Origin of the sequence: Pseudomonas sp. RL_5y_Pfl2_69 (assembly GCF_963970465.1) — a bacterium.
Lineage (GTDB): Bacteria > Pseudomonadota > Gammaproteobacteria > Pseudomonadales > Pseudomonadaceae > Aquipseudomonas.
This window is the reverse complement of sequence record NZ_CAXAOU010000010.1, coordinates 79,518-94,683: the sequence shown is the minus strand read 5'-3', so window position 1 is coordinate 94,683 and position 15,166 is coordinate 79,518. Positions and strand designations below refer to the sequence as shown.

Annotated in this window: 11 protein-coding genes; 10 read left to right on the top strand and 1 reads right to left on the bottom strand. The window is 55.6% G+C overall.

Annotated features, from left to right (window positions below; all coding sequences use genetic code 11):
- Positions 1-138: 138 nt before the first annotated feature.
- Positions 139-2,025 carry a sigma-54-dependent Fis family transcriptional regulator gene (locus tag AACY07_RS17405; protein WP_339476379.1) on the bottom strand — a complete coding sequence of 629 codons (1,887 nt, stop codon included), beginning with the start codon at positions 2,023-2,025 and terminating at the stop codon, positions 139-141.
- A 346-nt stretch (positions 2,026-2,371) separates the two neighbouring features.
- On the opposite strand from AACY07_RS17405, the gene exaC reads away from it, so the two are divergent.
- The 10 genes from exaC (at position 2,372) to AACY07_RS17355 (ending at position 14,862) form a co-directional block, all read left to right on the top strand.
- Positions 2,372-3,892: an acetaldehyde dehydrogenase ExaC gene (gene exaC, locus AACY07_RS17400; RefSeq protein WP_133077036.1), complete on the top strand. Its 1,521-nt coding sequence runs from the start codon at positions 2,372-2,374 to the stop codon at positions 3,890-3,892.
- 187 nt (positions 3,893-4,079) lie between these two features.
- Positions 4,080-5,525 (top strand): ethanolamine permease, encoded by a 1,446-nt coding sequence (gene eat / locus AACY07_RS17395; RefSeq protein ID WP_219262629.1) that lies wholly within the window; start codon positions 4,080-4,082, stop codon positions 5,523-5,525.
- Positions 5,526-5,577: 52 nt separating this feature from the next.
- Positions 5,578-6,978 (top strand): ethanolamine ammonia-lyase subunit EutB, encoded by a 1,401-nt coding sequence (locus AACY07_RS17390; RefSeq protein WP_133077038.1) that lies wholly within the window; start codon positions 5,578-5,580, stop codon positions 6,976-6,978.
- Positions 6,979-6,980: 2 nt separating this feature from the next.
- Positions 6,981-7,790 carry an ethanolamine ammonia-lyase subunit EutC gene (eutC, locus tag AACY07_RS17385; RefSeq protein WP_339476375.1) on the top strand — a complete coding sequence of 270 codons (810 nt, stop codon included), beginning with the start codon at positions 6,981-6,983 and terminating at the stop codon, positions 7,788-7,790.
- Positions 7,791-8,100: 310 nt separating this feature from the next.
- Positions 8,101-8,754, top strand: coding sequence for a DedA family protein (locus tag AACY07_RS17380; protein WP_133077040.1), 654 nt, complete (start codon positions 8,101-8,103; stop codon positions 8,752-8,754).
- 16 nt (positions 8,755-8,770) lie between these two features.
- A complete protein-coding gene (locus tag AACY07_RS17375; protein ID WP_133077041.1) occupies positions 8,771-9,583 on the top strand; it encodes a M90 family metallopeptidase in 813 nt (270 codons plus the stop codon).
- Positions 9,584-9,684: 101 nt separating this feature from the next.
- Positions 9,685-10,212: an inorganic diphosphatase gene (gene ppa, locus AACY07_RS17370; protein WP_016779241.1), complete on the top strand. Its 528-nt coding sequence runs from the start codon at positions 9,685-9,687 to the stop codon at positions 10,210-10,212.
- 207 nt (positions 10,213-10,419) lie between these two features.
- Positions 10,420-11,157, top strand: coding sequence for a LexA family transcriptional regulator (locus AACY07_RS17365; RefSeq protein WP_339476371.1), 738 nt, complete (start codon positions 10,420-10,422; stop codon positions 11,155-11,157).
- Positions 11,158-12,519: 1,362 nt separating this feature from the next.
- Positions 12,520-13,824, top strand: coding sequence for a YcaO-like family protein (locus tag AACY07_RS17360; protein WP_339476368.1), 1,305 nt, complete (start codon positions 12,520-12,522; stop codon positions 13,822-13,824).
- A gap of 27 nt (positions 13,825-13,851) precedes the next feature.
- The gene (locus AACY07_RS17355; protein WP_339476365.1) at positions 13,852-14,862 is read left to right on the top strand and encodes a TauD/TfdA family dioxygenase; all 1,011 of its coding nucleotides are present in this window, start codon (positions 13,852-13,854) and stop codon (positions 14,860-14,862) included.
- Positions 14,863-15,166 lie beyond the last annotated feature (304 nt).

Here is a 15,166-nt window from a genome sequence, read left to right as displayed (position 1 = left end):
CGTAAATCATCGGCGAAGGGTAGCGCAGGGGGGTTCTTTTCGCACCTGATGATTCATGTGGGAGCGGGCTTGCTCGCGATGACATCACCGCGGTTTGCCAGGCAGACCGCAGCTCCCACACACGTAAAGTCGCTCAGCTCAGCGTTCAATCCCATGCTTGCGCAGCTTTCTATAAAGGGTATTGCGGCTAACCCCCAATTGCAGCGCCGTATGGGTCATGTGCCAGCGGTGCAGTTCGAGCGCCAGCAACAAGGCCTGCTTTTCGGCATCCTCAAGCGGGTGCTCACAAGGTTCGGGGACCCTGGACGGAGCCAGGCGAATAGTGGCAGGCAAGTCGCCGAACTGGATTACGTCGTCATCACACAAAGCCGCCAGGGTGCGCAGCACATTACGCAATTGGCGCACGTTGCCCGGCCAGGCAAACTCCAGCAGCGCCTCGCGCGCTCCCTGACTGATCCGCAACGGTTGCCCGCCCGCCTCCTCTGCCAGCAAGAAGTCCAGCAACTGCGACTTGTCAGTGCGATCGCGCAACGCAGGCAGGCCGACTTCCAGCCCGTTGAGACGGTAGTACAAGTCCTCGCGAAAACTGCCGTCGGCCACCCGCTCCTGCAAGTTACGGTGAGTCGCGCTGATGATGCGCACGTTGACCTCCAGCGGTTCGCCCCCGATCGGCACCACCTGACGGTCCTCCAGCACTCTTAATAGACGGGTTTGCAGCGCCAGTGGCATATCGCCAATTTCGTCGAGGAACAAGGTGCCGCCATCGGCCTGCTGCAATTTGCCTTGCATGCCTTCCTTGCGGGCCCCGGTGAAGCTGCCGCCGCGATAACCGAACAGCTCGCTCTCGATCAGGCTCTCCGGAATCGACGCGCAATTGAGTGCCACGAAAGGCTGGCTGCTGCGCAAACTGGCCTGGTGCACGGCCTTGGCAAAGGCTTCCTTGCCGGAACCGGTTTCGCCGTTGATCAGCAGCGGCACATCCCGCTCAAACACCCGCAGCGCACGGCGAAAATCGACCTGCAGGGCCTCATCCCCCAGACAAATCCCGCTTGGGCGCGCGCGAACGGGTTCAACGTGCACGGCGACCGGGGCAGGCCCTTGTCGCGGCTGCCCGCGCAGCGCCGCAAACAGTCGGCGACCATCGCGGGTGCGCAGCGGCCAACTGGTGCTCGCATGGGCAGTGGCCCGAGAAAAAAGCTCATCACGCTGGCAATCGAAAACACTTTCAACCACGTGCCCAAGCAGCCCCCCACGTACGTGGCCCAGCAAGTTCAAAGCACTTTGGTTAACCGCGCAAATAATCCCGTCACCATCAAACGCCAGCATGCCCTCACTGAACAGCCCGACGGACTCTGCCTGCAGGTGAAAGCGCAACAGCCACTGGTTTTCGAAATGCCCCAGGAAGTAGCTGTTCTCGATGATCTTGGCCGACAGGTTGACCAGCGCCATTGTATGAAACTGGCTCTGACGCGAAGCCTCATGCCGTGCCGACGACACATCCAGCACCGCCAGCAACTCGCCCTGCGGATCAAACACAGGACTGGCCGAGCAGGTCAGCCCGGTGTGCCGACCGCGAAAGTGTTCGTCCTGGTGGATCGTCAGCGCCTGACGCTCCACCAGGCACGTGCCGATACCATTGGTGCCCTCCCGCGCCTCGCTCCAGTCAGCTCCCAGCCACAACCCGGCCTGCTCGAAGACCTTGCGTTCGGAAGGTGCGGTGACACAGTTGAGAATCACGCCACGGGCATCGGTCAGCAACACTGCGTGCCCGGCACCGGAAAGCTGCTGATGCAGGCTGTTCATTTCGTGACCGGCAATTTTCAGCACCTGCTGCAACCGCTCGCGGCCTTCGAGAATGCGCCCTTGTTCAAGCACGGTCGGGGCAATGGTCTGCGCGGGATCGAGATGGTAGTCCTCCAGGCAACGTTGCCAGGAGCGAACGATGGACGGGTCACACCCTTGAGGGCGGCCCTGGGTGACATCAATCACTTGCCGTGCATGACGGCTCAAATCGGTACTGTGCATTTCTTATTGTTCTCCGCTCTGTCTCGGTGGTCTCCCGCTCGACGGAGGCAACTCGCCCTCAGCGACTACAGAGATCCAGTCCAAACCGAACATCCAGCATCCTCTCGCCTGCAGCCCTTTGCAATCACGAACTGACCCGCCGGTCATCGGTTGCGCCAAGAACGGTACATATTGTCACAGCCACTGTGTCACAGCTGTCACAGCGCCCCTCCCCCAACCACTGGCTAAAACCTGCAAAGCCCCGGCCTGCAAGGCTTTCACAAATATGGCCCAGCCCTTGCTCCTGCTTCTGCCAGCGCCACAGCGCGTCCTCCCATAAGCACAATAAAGCCAGGAGACACACCCCATGCGTTACGCACAACCCGGTACAGAAGGCTCGATCGTCTCGTTCAAGAGCCGCTACGGTAACTACATCGGCGGCGAATTCGTGGCGCCCGTCAAAGGCCAGTACTTCACTAACACCTCGCCTGTGAACGGCAAAGCCATCGCCGAATTCCCGCGCTCGACCGCAGAAGACATCGACAAAGCCCTCGACGCCGCCCATGCCGCTGCCGATGCATGGGGCGCGACCTCCGTGCAGGCGCGCTCTCTGGTACTGCTGAAAATCGCTGACCGTATCGAACAAAACCTCGAACTGCTGGCCGTGACCGAAACCTGGGACAACGGCAAAGCCGTGCGCGAAACCCTGAACGCCGACGTGCCCCTGGCCGCCGACCACTTCCGTTACTACGCCGGTTGCATCCGCGCCCAGGAAGGCAGTGCCGCCGAAATTGACGGCAATACCGTGGCCTACCACATCCACGAGCCGCTAGGTGTGGTCGGACAGATCATCCCGTGGAATTTCCCGCTGCTGATGGCCGCCTGGAAGCTTGCGCCAGCACTGGCTGCCGGTAACTGCGTGGTGCTCAAACCCGCCGAGCAAACTCCGCTGAGCATCACCGTGCTGATGGAACTGATCGGCGACCTGCTGCCACCGGGCGTGCTCAACGTGGTGCAAGGGTTCGGCAAAGAAGCGGGCGAGGCACTGGCCACCAGCAAGCGCATTGCCAAGATCGCCTTCACCGGCTCTACGCCAGTGGGCTCGCACATCATGAAATGTGCTGCCGAGAACATCATTCCGTCGACCGTTGAGTTGGGCGGCAAATCGCCGAACATCTTCTTCGAAGACATCATGCAGGCAGAGCCAACCTTCATTGAGAAAGCCGCTGAAGGTCTGGTGCTGGCGTTTTTCAACCAGGGGGAAGTCTGCACGTGTCCGTCCCGGGCACTGATTCAAGAGTCGATCTACGACGACTTCATGAAAGTGGTGATGAAAAAGGTCGAATCGATCAAGCGTGGCGACCCGCTGGACACGGACACCATGGTCGGCGCCCAGGCGTCTGAACAGCAGTTCGATAAAATCCTCTCCTACCTTGAAATCGCCAAGAAAGAAGGCGCGCAACTGCTGACCGGCGGTGCCGTGGCCAAGCTCGAAGGCGACCTGGCTACCGGCTATTACATCCAGCCGACCCTGCTCAAGGGCACCAACAAAATGCGTGTTTTCCAGGAAGAAATCTTTGGCCCGGTGGTCAGCATCACCACCTTCAAAGACGAAGCCGAAGCACTGGCGATTGCCAACGACACCGAGTTCGGCCTGGGTGCAGGTCTGTGGACCCGCGACATCAACCGCGCCTACCGCATGGGCCGCGCAATCAAGGCCGGTCGTGTGTGGACCAACTGCTATCACCTGTACCCGGCACACGCCGCGTTCGGTGGTTACAAAAAATCCGGCGTTGGCCGTGAGACCCACAAAATGATGCTCGACCACTATCAGCAGACCAAAAACCTGCTGGTGAGCTACGACATCAACCCGCTGGGCTTCTTCTAACCCCCCCAATTCCTGTAGTCGCTGCCGCAGGCTGCGAAGGGTTGCACAGCAACCCGTTATCCGGAGCCTGCGCAGTCCAATCGCAGCCTTCGGCAGCGACTACAAGGGATGTGTCAGCTCCTGTGGCCCAGCTCTTGCTTTGCTCCCTGTCATATTTTCTCAAACTATAAAAGAACAGGTGAACCCCATGCCTAGCGAACCTACTCCCGCTTCGGCGGCATCCTCTGTCGACTTTGAAAAGGTCGGCAGCGAATATTTCCAACAACGAGAACTGAAAAAAGGCGCTGCCGGCTGGGTCCTGCTGGTGGGCCTGGGCGTGGCCTATGTGATTTCCGGCGACTATGCCGGCTGGAACTTTGGTCTGGCCCAAGGCGGCTGGGGCGGAATGTTTATCGCCACATTGCTGATGGCCACCATGTACTTGTGCATGTGCTTTTCGCTGGCTGAACTGTCTTCGATGATCCCCACCGCTGGCGGCGGCTACGGCTTCGCACGCAGCGCCTTCGGACCTTGGGGCGGGTTTCTGACCGGTACCGCGATCCTGATCGAATACGCCATCGCACCCGCGGCCATTGCCGTGTTCATTGGCGCCTATTGCGAGTCGCTCTTCGGGATTGGCGGCTGGATGATCTATCTGGCGTTCTACATCATCTTTATCGGCATCCACATTTTCGGGGTCGGTGAAGCGCTCAAGCTGATGTTTATCATCACTGCCGTGGCCGCCATTGCCCTGGGGGTATTTCTGGTCGCGATGGTGCCGCACTTCAGTGTCGCCAACCTGCTGGATATCCCGGTCACCGAAGCCAAGGGCGCCAGTCCCTTCCTGCCGTTCGGTTATGTCGGCGTCTGGGCGGCCATTCCTTACGCGATCTGGTTTTTCCTCGCGGTCGAAGGCGTGCCGCTGGCTGCTGAAGAAACCAAAAACCCCAAGCGTGACCTGCCTCGCGGCCTGATCGGCGCCATGCTGGTGCTGGCCACCTTCGCCCTGCTAATCCTGGTGATCGGTCCGGGTGGCGCGGGCGCGAACAGCTTGATGGCCTCGGGCAACCCTTTGGTTGAGGCACTGAGCAAGGCGTATGGCGGCTCCACCTGGATGGGCGGTTTTGTGAACCTGGTGGGCCTGGCCGGTTTGATCGCCAGCTTCTTCTCGATCATTTACGCCTACTCGCGCCAGATCTTCGCCTTGTCCCGCGCAGGCTACTTGCCGCGCAAACTGTCCGAAACCAACAAGAGCAAGGCCCCGGTACTGGCCTTGATCATTCCCGGCATTATCGGTTTTGGCCTGTCGCTGACCGGTCAGGGTGACTTGCTGATTCTGGTGGCGGTGTTTGGTGCAACGATTTCTTACGTGCTGATGATGGCCGCGCACATCACCCTGCGCATTCGTCGCCCCAAAATGGAGCGTCCGTATCGTACGCCGGGCGGTATTTTCACTTCAGGCATCGCTTTGGTGCTCGCCTGCGTCGCGGTCGTCGCCGGTTTCCTGGTAGACCCACGGGTGGTGATTGGCGCTGCGGTGATCTATGGAGTATTAATTGCCTACTTCGCGTTCTATAGCCGACATCACTTGGTGGCCGGTACGCCGGAAGAGGAATTCGCGGCTATTCAACAGGCTGAAAAAGCCCTGCACTAACCGCTGAGAAATCCGCCAGGCGCACTGCGCCTGGCGTCATGGAGCACCCTGAATGGCAACTTTCTCCCATGCGGTTGGCACCCAGACCTACCGTTTCGACAGCCTCAAAGACGTAATGGCCAAAGCCAGTCCGGCACGTTCCGGGGATTTTCTGGCAGGCGTGGCCGCACTCAACGACGGCGAACGCGTCGCCGCACAAATGGCGCTGGCTGATATCCCGCTCGCGTATTTCCTGCAAGAAGTGCTGATCCCTTACGAGTCCGACGAAGTCACCCGGCTGATTATCGACAGCCATGACCTGCAAGCCTTCTCTGCAGTGAGCCATCTGACCGTGGGCGGCTTTCGCGACTGGCTGCTCAGCGACGCGGCCGATGAACACAGCCTGCGTGCCCTGGCACCGGGCCTGACGCCCGAGATGGCCGCTGCCGTATCGAAGATCATGCGCGTGCAGGACCTGATCCTGGTGGCCCAAAAGATCCGGGTCGTTACCCGGTTTCGCGGCACCATGGGCCTGCGCGGCCGGCTTTCTACCCGCCTGCAGCCCAACCATCCCACCGACGACCCGGCGGGAATTGCCGCCAGCATTCTTGACGGGCTGCTGTACGGCAACGGCGACGCCATGATCGGCATCAACCCGGCCACCGACAGCATCGCCTCGATCTGCGACTTGCTGAACATGCTCGACGCGATCATCCAGCGCTATGAGATCCCCACCCAGTCTTGCGTGCTGACCCACGTCACCACGTCAATCGAGGCGATCAACCGCGGAGTGCCGCTGGATCTGGTGTTTCAGTCCATTGCAGGCACCGAAGCGGCCAACGCCAGTTTCGGCATCAACCTGAATGTTCTGCAGGAGGGCTATGAAGCGGGTTTAAGCCTCAATCGCGGCACGTTGGGCAACAACTTGATGTATTTCGAAACCGGCCAGGGCAGCGCGCTGTCAGCCAACGCCCATTTCGGCGTGGATCAACAGACCTGCGAGACGCGGGCCTACGCGGTTGCGCGACATTTCAAGCCGTTTCTGGTCAATACCGTGGTCGGCTTTATCGGCCCCGAGTACCTGTACAACGGCAAGCAGATTATCCGGGCCGGTCTTGAGGACCACTTCTGCGGCAAGCTGCTGGGTGTGCCCATGGGCTGCGACATCTGCTACACCAACCACGCCGAAGCGGACCAGGATGATATGGACAACCTGCTGACGCTGCTGGGCGTGGCCGGGATCAACTTCATCATGGGCATTCCAGGGTCGGACGACATCATGCTCAACTATCAGACCACTTCCTTCCATGATGCGTTGTATGCGCGCAAAACCCTGGGACTCAAGCCTGCACCCGAGTTTGAACAGTGGCTGAGCAAGGTCGGAATTTTCACTCAGGCTGACGGCCGGATTGAGTTCGGTCATCAATTGCCCCCCGCATTTCGCCAGGCGCTGGCTCACCTGGGAGGACGCTAGACATGGCCAACACCCCGACCGACAGCCCAAACCCGTGGCTGGAACTGCGCCGACTGACCCCGGCGCGGATTGCCCTGGGCCGCACCGGTACCAGCATGCCGACCCAGGCCCAGCTCGATTTTCAGTTTGCTCACGCCCAGGCCCGCGATGCGGTGCATTTGCCGTTTGATCACCCGGGCTTGAGCGCGCAGTTGAGCGAGCGCGGGCGCGAAAGCCTGTTGCTGCACAGCGCCGCCATTGACCGCCACAGCTACCTGCAGCGACCGGACCTGGGGCGCAAGCTTAACGACGGTTCCGCACAGCAATTGCGCGACTACGCCCAGGCCAACCCGGGGGGGATCGATGTGGCAGTGGTGGTCGCCGATGGTTTGTCGGCACTGGCCGTTCATCGCCACACCCTGCCGTTTTTGGCGCGCATGGAAGAGCACACGGCGACCGAAGGCTGGTCACTGTCCCCCGTCATATTGGTGGAGCAAGGCCGTGTGGCCGTGGCCGACGAAATTGGCGAACTGCTGGGGGCACGAATGGTGGTGATGCTGATCGGCGAACGCCCCGGTCTGAGCTCACCCGACAGCCTGGGGCTGTACTTCACCTACGGGCCCAAGATCGGCCTGACCGATGCGTATCGCAACTGCATATCCAATGTACGGCTCGAAGGCTTGAGCTATGGCATGGCCGCTCATCGGCTGGCCTACTTGATGCGCGAAGCCTGCCGTCGGCAATTGTCGGGGGTCAACTTGAAGGATGAGGCACAGGTACAGACCCTGGACGTGGACGCCCCCAGCGAAAATTTCCTGCTAAAGGGCGATTGAAACTCGCTCTGCCTGGCTGTGCCTGGCTGTGCTTGGCTGTGCTTGGCTGTGTAGTCGCTGCCGAGGAACGAAGGCTGCGAGCCTTGAATGCATAGGCCCACAACAGCTCGCAGCCTTCGTTCCTCGGCAGCGACTACAGGGTTTTGAACATCAATACACGCCTCGCTACAAACTCAATCTGCAGAATTCATCTCAATCCGTATAATCCAATTCTTTAAAAAAGTACGAAAAAACTACATTCGTTGTAGTTAACTACGCCTCCCTACCCGCACAGACCTGCAGAGCCGGGTCATCAACACAGGTGCTTTACATGGATTTCAACCCGATCGACATTATCCTGCACCTCGATGTGTACCTCGACATGCTGGTGAACAATTACGGGCCATGGATCTACGCCATCCTGTTTCTGGTGATTTTTTGCGAAACCGGCCTGGTGGTCATGCCGTTCCTGCCGGGTGATTCGCTGCTCTTTATCGCAGGCGCTGTAGCTGCAGGCGGCGGCATGGACCCTGTATTGCTCGGGGGCTTGCTGATGCTGGCTGCGATCCTGGGCGACAGCACCAACTACGTGATCGGACGAACGGCAGGGGAACGCTTGTTCAGTAACCCGGACTCGAAAATCTTCCGTCGCGACTACCTGGAAAAAACCCACGACTTCTACGAACGTCATGGCGGTAAAACCGTGACGATGGCGCGCTTCCTGCCGATTTTCCGTACCTTCGCCCCGTTTGTTGCCGGTGTGGCACGGATGTTCTACCCGCGCTTCTTCATGTTCAGCGTGTTTGGCACCATCTTGTGGGTCGGCGGCCTCGTGACCCTGGGTTACTTCTTCGGCAACGTACCTTTCATCAAGAAAAACCTGTCCCTGCTGGTAGTAGGCATCATCTTGCTGTCGCTGGTACCGATGATTATCGGCGTGATCCGCAGCCGCATGGGCCGCACTCCGGCAAAAGCCAAAGCCTGATCGGGACTCGCCTACCATGTGGTCTCTAACTGAATGGCGGCGCCAGCGGATTCTGGCGCAGCACCCGGTGGCATCCGATGTCTGGCACAGCGTGCGCCAGCGGTTGAGCATTCTCGACGGCCTGGATGACGAGCAGGACAAATGGCTGCGCGACAACAGCGTGCTGTTTCTGAAAGACAAGCACCTGACGCCGATGCCCGGTGTTGAACTGACTGAAGAAGGCCGGCTGCTGCTGGCCGCTCAGGCTCAATTGCCCCTGCTCAACTTGGGCGACCTGGACTGGTATCAGGGGTTTCACGAAATCGTGCTGTACCCCGACGACTTCATCAGCCCCCAGCGCCATCGTGACTCCAGCGGCGTAGAGCATGAATGGGAAGGCCATCACAGCGGTGAAGCCTGGGAACATGGCCCGGTGGTTCTGGCCTGGCCCGGGGTTCTGTCGAGCGGCGGCTGGGAAGGTTACAACCTGGTCATCCACGAACTGGCCCACAAACTGGACATGCTCAACGGCGCCGCAAATGGCATGCCGCCATTGCACAGCAGCATGCACGTCAGCGACTGGACCAAGGCCATGCAACAGGCCTACGACCACCTCAATCACTATCTTGATCACCACAACCCCGATCACGCACCGATCGACCCGTATGCAGCCGAAAACCCGGCGGAGTTCTTTGCGGTCACCAGCGAATACTTTTTCAGCGCGCCAGACCTGTTGAACCATGCTTACCCGCTGGTCTATCAACAACTGAGCCTGTTTTATCGCCAGGACACGCTTGCACGCCTCAAACAGCTGCAAAGCGAACACCCCGAATACCGCGCACAGCACTGATCGCCCAAGGGTGACGTCCTTATAGGAATACGCCTATAATCGCCGCCACTTTTTGGCCAAATCGGCCAACCAAACTGGCCTACTAACGGGGGCACCGCCCAATGAGCTACAGCAAGATTCCGGCTGGCAAAGACCTGCCGAATGACATCTACGTCGCTATCGAGATTCCGGCTAACCACGCGCCGATCAAATATGAAATCGACAAAGACAGCGATTGCCTGTTCGTTGACCGCTTCATGGCTACCCCGATGTTCTACCCGGCCAACTACGGCTTTATCCCGAACACCCTGGCCGACGACGGTGATCCGCTGGACGTGCTGGTTGTTACCCCTTACCCGGTAGCTCCAGGTTCGGTTATCCGTGCTCGCCCGGTTGGCATCCTGCACATGACTGACGACGGCGGCGGCGATGCCAAAGTTGTTGCAGTACCTCACGACAAGCTGTCCCAGCTGTACGTTGACGTGAAAGAGTACACCGACCTGCCACCTCTGCTGATTCAGCAAATCCAGCACTTCTTCGAGAACTACAAAGATCTCGAAAAAGGCAAATGGGTGAAGATCGAAGGTTGGGGCGATGCTGAAGCCGCCCGTGCCGAAATCACCAAATCGGTTGCTGCCTACAAAGGCTAAGCAACCCGTTAAAAAAACCTCGGCTCGCCGGGGTTTTTTTATGCCCGTATAAACGCAATGCAACAACCCGTTTACGGGATTTAAAATGCCCAGCCAAGACTTGTAGGAAATTTCGCCGAAAGACTCGGAAATTTCTTGTTTTTATAGCGCTTTTTTGAACGTTTAGTTTATTTAAACAGCCGAGTCTTGCCCGTAGACTCTGTGTTCATGAATACATCCGGTGATCGCCTGAAAGCCCTCCTGCGGGAGTGCCATTTAACCGCTTCGGACTTCGCAGCCAATCGCCGCGTTACGCCGCAGCACGTCAACAACTGGTTCAAGCGAGGCATCCCGATGGCTCGGCTGGACGAAATCGCCGAGCTGCTGTGCGTCCACAGCCGCTGGTTGCGTACCGGCGAAGGAAACAAGCATCCGGGGCTTGCCGACAGCCACGACGAAATGGCGCCCTTCCAGGCGCCGGAGCAGCACAAGCCTGCTGCCAGTCTTGAAGTTGAAGTGCCTTTCTACAGCGAAGCCCTGCACCCGGATGGCTCGGGCAGAACCCGAGTGATGCACATTCCTGGCTGTACCGTGCGATTGAGCTGCTCGGTTCTGGAGGCCATGGACGTCAGCCCCGACCACGCCCTGTGTGTTGCCATGATCGGCAACCACATGGCGCACAAGATCCAGGACGGCTCCACTGTCGCCATCGACCGCAGCCTGACCCACATCGTCGACGGCGAACTATATGCCCTCGAACAGGACGGCATGCTGCGAATCAAATACGTCTACCGCCTGCCCAACAATGGCCTGCGCTTGCGCAGCCACAACCCTCTGGAATCTGCGGACGAAGTGTTCAGCGCCGGCGAAGTTCAGGCGCAGCAGATACGCATATTGGGCTGGGTATTTTGGTGGTCCACGCTCAACCGCCGCCGCCCCCAAGTGCCATACACGCTGGAGGAATAACATTGAGGCGGGCTTTTAGTGGGAAAAGCACCTGAATCCCAGTATGATTCGCCGCACTTGCGCATCCCTCCTCGCTTCAGGCGAGCCGGAATGCAGGGCCAGACCGCAAAAAGCCGTCACGCCCCACACCCAGTCGCAACGCGCTGGATGTCCCGATTGAAGGCGAGTACGGCTTACCAAAAATAAGCCAAACCCGCCCCCGAGAAGCCGGCCACAAGCCGGCTTTTTAATGCCTTTTTTAAAGCCCTCTCCCTCAAAAACCCTATGTGGCGCTAGCGTTTCAGGGGGCATGTCGCCCTCCCTTTATACAGAAGCTACCAGGCATGAAAGACTCTCTGGAGTTCTCGCCCGTTTGACCATCATGACCTGCGGCAATTAAAGGCAACGCATTTCATTGAATTGCGCCCCTGCGTGCAGGGGGGGGGGGAACATATTTCCGCAAAAAAAGCATCTAAGAAAACGTAACGTACTCGCCTAATACTTTATTACCGCTACTTGTACGAAACAGTGGAACCGAACAGTGAAACCTGCGACTAAGAGAACATAATCTTCCGACTTAATCGTAGGATCTTGGAGTCGACCAAATGTCTAGATGTAACCAAGAAGCTGACCTCAAGTCTTTCGCTAACAAGCAGCCCCGTCGCCAATCGATCTCACGAGCCACATCAAAACGATTTCATCGCTCAGAAAAAAATCCGCCCGATGTCAGAGTCTCGCCATTGGAAGCAACTGAGCCAATAGCATTAGCCCGCTCAATATTCCAGGTGAAATGCAACCTTCGATGAATCAATAAGAGCAAACGACCGTCATATAAAGGCACTCTTTATGAGGCAGTTCACGATATTAAAAACAAATCAAAAGCACCGGCGTGGCAAGCATGTAGCCGGGCTACATCAGATCGGAAATCATCAAATACCATCGGTTAGCTTTTACTTATCAGTCCCTCTCACTCCGAGGCGGACACCTAGGGAGGATGTGCAAAAAACTATCAACCCTGAAGAAACATAAAAGGAGGGTGCACGAACCCTATTCGTGCCTACAACATTGGGAAGGTTACGACAGCACACCCAACACCTTAACAATTTACACAGCAAATTTTTATTAAAAACCCAAACGTATTGTTTCAAAAAAAGGAGAATGTAATGGGATGTCCAAATGACATATATGTCATCGCCGTAATGCAGTCCGCCCGACATAAAAAACACATGTCCGCAACCGAAAAGCAAATAGTCCGAAATATCGGAGTGGAGATCTATAAAAAAATACACCCCCTAAAAATCAAATAGCGCCCTCTCCGAAAATATATAAATACTGCCCCCCCTTTAAATAGAGAGGAGGGGGCGCTCAACACAAAGGTCAAATATGAAAAACACATTGCCATTTGAAAGAACCATAGGGCTGGATGAAGCATTGCATCTCGCACAAAAATACTTAGGCAACAAGAATATCACGCTCCAATTTGAGGCGTATGGCGAAGCTCCCGAGTCTTATATCTGTACGCTGCGCAAGGACGGGGAAGAAATCAGTACCGGTGGCGGAAAGGGCATTAATGCCATGCAGTCAATGGTCTCCGCGATATTTGAAGCCATAGAACATAGTGCCCTGCACTATGATTTTATAAAAGAACAAATAAAATTAGTAACCTCGACAGCCTTACTGAAACCTGAATGGTATGAGGATATTCCGTACTCCTTGCTTTCTGATGACGCTGGGGATGTCATGTGCACGGCGTATAGAAGACTGGGCGATCACGATGAAGTTTATCTGCCACTTGCCCTGATCAATCCGTCCTTTATCGAAGCAGAAGAGGGATACCCCAAACACCGTGCTTTTACAAAAGAACAGAGACAGGGTGATACATTTGATTACTCATCTTTAATGAAATACAGTACCACCAATGGAATTTCAGCAGGAACAAGCGCTAATGAGTGCCTCATTCATAGTATCTCCGAAATTATTGAGCGCTATACACTCGGCGAATTTATAATTAACTTTGTCGCGTTCAACAAACATAACAACTACACACGCATTCGCCCTTCAAGCCTTCCTGATGACTTAAAAGCACTGTATTTCTCTTGCAGCAAGGAGCTTCATGGAAGCAAGCTGCATATTGTCGACATCACCTCGAAGCGCTGGAAAGTTCCGACTTACCTTGCTTTCCTTGACCACCCTGAACCCGCTTTTAGAACATTCTCTGGAGGAGCGTCTCTCCATAATAAATATGCGCTTGAAAGAGCATTGACGGAAATGATGCAGCGCCGAACACATCCACACTCAATATTGAACAGCGCTGAGGAAGGAAGGCAAGCAATCATGGAGGCATGGTACGAGAAAGAATATGGAGACATGAATAAAGATGACGTGATGAAATTCTTCAACATTACAGATATTCGCGGAGACTTTTTTGATATCGTAGAGCGCGACTACACTGACAATTGCGAGAGCATTGGCGAACTGAATATCTCGCAGCACCTAGACCAACTCACTAACAAGGTGACCCAAGCAAAAGGAGAAATATATTACACCCCCCTTATAGACGATGACAGCATCAAAGTCTATTCGTGCTTTATACATCCGTTCGAGCCTGCCTTTATACTTTCAAGTGGCCGAATAGTCAGCCTTACTCGTAAAAACCTCACCATGATCAAAGAGATGAGTATTGGGTGATTAATAGCCTAACTAGGAAATAAAACAGTGAAAACGATAATTTGCCCGCCTATCTACAATGAAGACTACCAAGAGTTTAATGAGGACGCCTACTTCGCCAGCTTTTTTAAGGCCAGTAAACTAAGTGCGCCCATGATGGACATAGCCGAAAAAATCGTAAGCGAACTTGAGACAGGCAGTGGATGTGTTGTTTTAAAAAACTCATACAGCGGGCATAATCTTAATCGCGCAAAGTCTGTGCTCATCAATGTCTGCCGGCATATCGGATGGCCAGTCTCGCAAACCCCAAACCCCAACTTCTTAGAGGAGATCACCTTTAAGCCGTCGAGCAATATATTATCTACGAGCAGGGGCTACAGATCCAGAGCATCAATACCTCTTCATACCGACAGGTGTGATTTAAATGTCCTGCTTTGTTTTGCACAGGCAGGCAATGGTGGCACTACCAGAATAGTCAATTCAGTAAAGCTATATGACAAGATCAAAGAAAACATACCGACATCAAAACACAATATCATCGACAGCTACTTCCCCTTTAGTCGGCACGGAGAGACTACTGAGCGCGAGAAAGCTTTTTATCTCTCAAAAATATTTCACTCTGCCTCAAGCACTTCCAAATTTGTGGCGCATTATATTCGTTGCTTTATAGAAAACGACAATGTCAAAAAAGACTACCCGCTAAATGGACCAATGATTGAGCTTCTTGACGCCATTGACCAGCATGCTAAATGTACAGACGTTGGCTTCAATCTCACGCTTAGTAAAGGCGATATACTTTTTTTGAATAGTCATACCACTTTGCATTCGCGGGAAGCGTACCAAGATCAGAAAAACGAAAGGCTTCTATTGCGCATGTGGCTTTCGCACCCCTTTAGCCGGCCTCTGCCAGATGACTTTTCGCACGCATTCAAAAATATTGCTCCGGGTTCATACCGTGGTGGCATCTGGGACAATGATAAAGTAAGAATTTTCTATCAGACACAGTTTTTACACGCACAACATGAAGATCAACTGCTGCATGCTCAACATAGAAAGTAAATAGCGCCTACTTGATCAATGAATTATTTATTTTGTCCCGCGAGAATATAGTAGCCGCCTAATCAAGCTCGATTAAAGTCCTTCTACCAATAAATGCGGCACTCTATACAGGCTGTTGAACACATCCATTTACCCCAGCATTTAGCATCGACACGCCCCAGCATGGAGCGCACGTCGCGATGGGTTCGATGGATAGGCAGCTGACCGTCAGTTCACATTCGATCTATTCGATGCTAAGCACACACGACTGTAGCTTCGCCGCAAAGGAAACCTGCGACCAGCTAAAAACCCATCGGTCCAAGGT

What these genes read in the sequence shown, in the direction of transcription:
- AACY07_RS17405 (WP_339476379.1), bottom strand. Translation starts at nt 2,025, where the DNA reads ATGCACAGTACCGATTTGAGCCGTCATGCACGGCAAGTGATTGATGTC.
- exaC (WP_133077036.1), top strand. Translation starts at nt 2,372, where the DNA reads ATGCGTTACGCACAACCCGGTACAGAAGGCTCGATCGTCTCGTTCAAG.
- eat (WP_219262629.1), top strand. Translation starts at nt 4,080, where the DNA reads ATGCCTAGCGAACCTACTCCCGCTTCGGCGGCATCCTCTGTCGACTTT.
- AACY07_RS17390 (WP_133077038.1), top strand. Translation starts at nt 5,578, where the DNA reads ATGGCAACTTTCTCCCATGCGGTTGGCACCCAGACCTACCGTTTCGAC.
- eutC (WP_339476375.1), top strand. Translation starts at nt 6,981, where the DNA reads ATGGCCAACACCCCGACCGACAGCCCAAACCCGTGGCTGGAACTGCGC.
- AACY07_RS17380 (WP_133077040.1), top strand. Translation starts at nt 8,101, where the DNA reads ATGGATTTCAACCCGATCGACATTATCCTGCACCTCGATGTGTACCTC.
- AACY07_RS17375 (WP_133077041.1), top strand. Translation starts at nt 8,771, where the DNA reads ATGTGGTCTCTAACTGAATGGCGGCGCCAGCGGATTCTGGCGCAGCAC.
- ppa (WP_016779241.1), top strand. Translation starts at nt 9,685, where the DNA reads ATGAGCTACAGCAAGATTCCGGCTGGCAAAGACCTGCCGAATGACATC.
- AACY07_RS17365 (WP_339476371.1), top strand. Translation starts at nt 10,420, where the DNA reads ATGAATACATCCGGTGATCGCCTGAAAGCCCTCCTGCGGGAGTGCCAT.
- AACY07_RS17360 (WP_339476368.1), top strand. Translation starts at nt 12,520, where the DNA reads ATGAAAAACACATTGCCATTTGAAAGAACCATAGGGCTGGATGAAGCA.